The organism is Vibrio sp. OPT46, assembly GCF_015163535.1.
Lineage (GTDB): Bacteria > Pseudomonadota > Gammaproteobacteria > Enterobacterales > Vibrionaceae > Vibrio > Vibrio alginolyticus.
Genome location: NZ_JADDYG010000323.1, coordinates 13,110 through 16,574 on the forward strand (window position 1 = coordinate 13,110; position 3,465 = coordinate 16,574).

The window sequence follows — 3,465 nt, forward strand, 5'->3', positions numbered from 1 at the left end:
CGGAACCTCCGTTCATATACATTTATCAAAATGATAAAATAAGCTCTGAGCTACCCATCATCTATTGATAGATGATCTTGGTGTTAAATCTATCACCTCTTAGCAACTTAGCTAGAAATTTTTTAATAGACCAAAAACAGTACGTTAGCTCTGCTATAGACTTTGGTCTTATTGTGCGGCCACATGGACATGCTAAATTCGAATGAGATGAACAAAACAGAGTCACTCTAAGTACATTGCAAAAAGTGCATTGGGTGAGCTCAAAAACTCCATGTATTGAGGGAAAAACCATGGTAGAAACTAACGACTATCAAATGGCTATTGATTTACTGCGTTGTCACCTAGGCATCTCAGAGGACGAGGCAAAGCAACAACTTGGTATTTCAACCGATCATCATATGTCTCAGCGTGTTGCAGAAACACAACAAGCATTGATGGGGCTCAGCCAAGATAAGTAATCTGACTTTTTAGGTTACACCAACAAGAAAGGGCTGCATTGCGCAGCCCTTTGGTTTTTTAGTCTTTTACCCTAAACACCATTAGTCAGTGTTTAGCAACGGCTCTACATTAATGTACTTGCCTAGCTCTTTACGTTTAGCACTTGGAATATATGGAATTTCCCCAAGCTTAGGTGCATCGATACGTGCTTCTAGCATCTCGATAATGTCAGCGTAGTGCTCTGTGCCTGGGTTGACGCGGTTTGCCACCCAGCCAACAAGATTCAAACCATCCGCTTTAATACTCTCTGCTGTGAGTAAAGCGTGGCTCAAACAGCCTAATTTAATGCCAACCACCAGTACAACAGGTAACTGCTCTTCTTTTACCCATGTAGATAAACAGTCCGTATCGGATACTGGCACACGCCAGCCTCCAGCACCTTCAACGAGAACAACATCGGCTTGCTGCTTATGTTGAGCCAGTTTTTGACTCAGAACATCGTAACTTATTTCGACATGTTCATGCTTCGCTGCAATGTGGGGAGAAGCAGGCAACTCTAAAGCGTATGGGTTCACATCATCATAGGCCACATCGAGTGTTGCGGCGTCTTGTAAGTGTAAAGCATCAGAGTTACGCCATCCGGCTTCAGTCTTGTCACTCCCTGCTGCCACTGGCTTATAACCAATAGTGTTTAGTCCTTTTGCGGCGATCGCTTGCAAAATGGCTTTAGACGCTACCGTCTTTCCAACATCAGTATCCGTACCAGCAATAAAAAAAGCATCAATCATAGATGTATTACTCCAAAACAAACCTGATAACTTGCAGGTAGAAGACCTTGATCGTTTTTAAACGCTTGGTACGCATGCTCAACTTTTAACAAAGTCTCGCGACTAGTTAAACCGTGTGAGCGCCCGCTTACGTGATTTGCACCTATACCTTTGAGGTCACGCATAACTGAAAATGCAGAGTCGTACCAAACTGTGATGGTGGTCAAGTCTAGTTGATGGCTGTCACATCGAGATTGCGCTAACGCAATTTTTACCTGATTGAGCGTTAGAAAGTTATTGACGTGTTGATATGCATCAATTTTTTCCCATGATGCACGCAGCTCATACAGTGATCCATCAACCAGTGTAGAGAACCACGCTTTCCCACCATTTTTTAGCACGCGGCGCACTTCTTTTAGTGGGTAACTTAAATCTGTACACCATTGCAGCGCTAAACTTGAAAACACATAATCGAAGCTATCATCGTCAAATGGTAAGTTTTCAGCATCAGCAACTTGGTAGTGCATTCGTACTGCACCACAACGCTGCTCTGCTTTATCTAACATGGCTTGAGAGATATCGCCGCAGACTACTTCCGCACCGCGTTGTTGAAGTAGTTGGGAGAAATAACCCGTGCCACAACCTAAATCCAATACACGTTTTCCCGTCAAGTTTTCAGGAAGTTTATCAAGCAGCTGATGCCCGACATCACGTTGAAAAGCCGCATGTTTATCGTATGTTTCTGCTGCTTTACCAAACGAAGAGGCAATCGCGTCTTTATCTTGATGGAAACTCTCTAACGCGAGCGTTTGCGCTAATGCGGTAGTTGCATTATCCATTACAGCGCTCCTAATGCTTGCTTCAATGCGATTGAAAGCGTTTTAACTTGTTCATTAGTGTGATTGGCAGTGAGTGTGATTCGAAGACGAGACGTTCCTTTAGGCACCGTCGGAGGGCGAATAGCAGTCACCCAAATACCGTTTTGGCGACAAGCACCTGCTACTCGCAAAGCCAATTCAGATTCACCAATCAAAAAGGGCTTAATCGAAGTTTGAGTCTCAACAAACCCCTCAAGGTCGCTAAGGCTATCTCGATACACTTCACTAAGCTCAGAGAGCTTTTCACGTCGCCAAGACTGCTCTTGAACCATAGAAACCGCATGCGTGAGCGCGTAGGCTTGTGCCGGAGGCATCGCTGTGGAATACACATGGTGACGAGCAAACTGAGTCAAAAAGTCTCCCGTTGCGTGGTCACATAAAATAGCCGCGCCAGACATACCAAACGCTTTGCCGAAAGTAACGATCAGTATCTCGGGTTTAACCGTTGCCAACTCGCAAGAACCACCACCGGATTGACCAAGAACGCCAATACCATGAGCGTCATCGACAGCAAACCAAGCATCATGACTACGAGTGACTTCAGCTATATCGCTAAGCGGCGCACAGTCGCCGTCCATGCTGAATACCCCTTCAGTCACAACTAGATGGTTGTCTTCGCTATTAATCAGCGACTTTAGGTGCTCGATGTCATTGTGTTTGAAGCGCTTCATCTTAGCTGGTGACAACGCCCCCGCTTCCATCAGTGAGGCATGGTTCAAACGGTCTTGGATCAATACGTCTGATTTTTCCAACAAGGTGAACAACAAGGCTTGATTAGCACTGAATCCAGAACCAAACAGAATTGCTCTGTCGTAACCCAACCATTCGGTCAGTGCGGCTTCTAAATTGCTGTGCGCGGCACTAAAGCCAGTCACCATCGGTGATGCTCCACTGCCACTACCATATACGCTTAAACCTTGCTGCCAAGCCCGAACAAGCGCTTGGTCATTAGCCAATCCCAAATAATCATTACTTGAGAAATTAATGTAGCGTCTACCTTCGTGTTCCAAAACGGACTGGTTACCGGCAAACACCACATTCATAGAACGATTCAACCCTTGCGTTTTACGCTCAGCAAGGGCGGACTCGATACGAGATTTAAACGCTGGCATCGTAGAAAAGGTCGTCTTTTGTCGGACGGGCAGCAACGCGCTCTACGACGCGATCGAGTAACTCGTTTTCTTCGATTTCATCAGGCTTTTGAGACACCTCTTGGCTGTTAATACCGAGCTTATTGAACAGCATCATGTCCTTATCTTCAGAAGGATTTGGAGTCGTCAGAAGTTTGCAGCCATAGAAGACTGAGTTTGCACCCGCCATAAAACACAGCGCTTGCATTTGTTCGTTCATGTTTTCACGGCCAGCCGATAGACGAACCGCTG

At 45.5% G+C, this 3,465-nt stretch carries 4 protein-coding genes and 1 pseudogene; 1 reads left to right on the forward strand and 4 read right to left on the reverse strand.

Features of this window, described 5'->3' with window-relative positions; translation table 11 throughout:
* Positions 1 to 254 precede the first annotated feature (254 nt).
* Positions 255 to 458, forward strand: coding sequence for a hypothetical protein (locus IQR33_RS15375; protein WP_054575128.1), 204 nt, complete (start codon positions 255 to 257; stop codon positions 456 to 458).
* Between the two features lie 81 nt (positions 459 to 539).
* Here the strand turns inward: IQR33_RS15375 and bioD are convergent, their stop codons facing one another.
* The 4 genes and pseudogenes from bioD to IQR33_RS33175 all read right to left on the reverse strand — a co-directional run.
* Positions 540 to 1,226: a dethiobiotin synthase gene (bioD, locus tag IQR33_RS15380; RefSeq protein WP_005378217.1), complete on the reverse strand. Its 687-nt coding sequence runs from the start codon at positions 1,224 to 1,226 to the stop codon at positions 540 to 542.
* Entirely contained in the window at positions 1,223 to 2,044 is an 822-nt protein-coding gene (gene bioC, locus IQR33_RS15385) for a malonyl-ACP O-methyltransferase BioC (RefSeq protein ID WP_005388087.1), read from the reverse strand. Before bioC ends, bioD begins: the two co-directional genes overlap by 4 nt.
* Positions 2,044 to 3,195: an 8-amino-7-oxononanoate synthase gene (gene bioF / locus IQR33_RS15390; protein WP_017821706.1), complete on the reverse strand. Its 1,152-nt coding sequence runs from the start codon at positions 3,193 to 3,195 to the stop codon at positions 2,044 to 2,046. The genes bioC and bioF overlap by 1 nt, the downstream gene beginning before the upstream one ends.
* Positions 3,182 to 3,465 (reverse strand): annotated as a pseudogene (locus tag IQR33_RS33175) (biotin synthase); the annotation flags it as partial. The pseudogene IQR33_RS33175 and the gene bioF, both read right to left, overlap by 14 nt.

What these genes read in the sequence shown, in the direction of transcription:
- bioD (WP_005378217.1), bottom strand. Translation starts at nt 1,226, where the DNA reads ATGATTGATGCTTTTTTTATTGCTGGTACGGATACTGATGTTGGAAAG.
- bioC (WP_005388087.1), bottom strand. Translation starts at nt 2,044, where the DNA reads ATGGATAATGCAACTACCGCATTAGCGCAAACGCTCGCGTTAGAGAGT.
- bioF (WP_017821706.1), bottom strand. Translation starts at nt 3,195, where the DNA reads ATGCCAGCGTTTAAATCTCGTATCGAGTCCGCCCTTGCTGAGCGTAAA.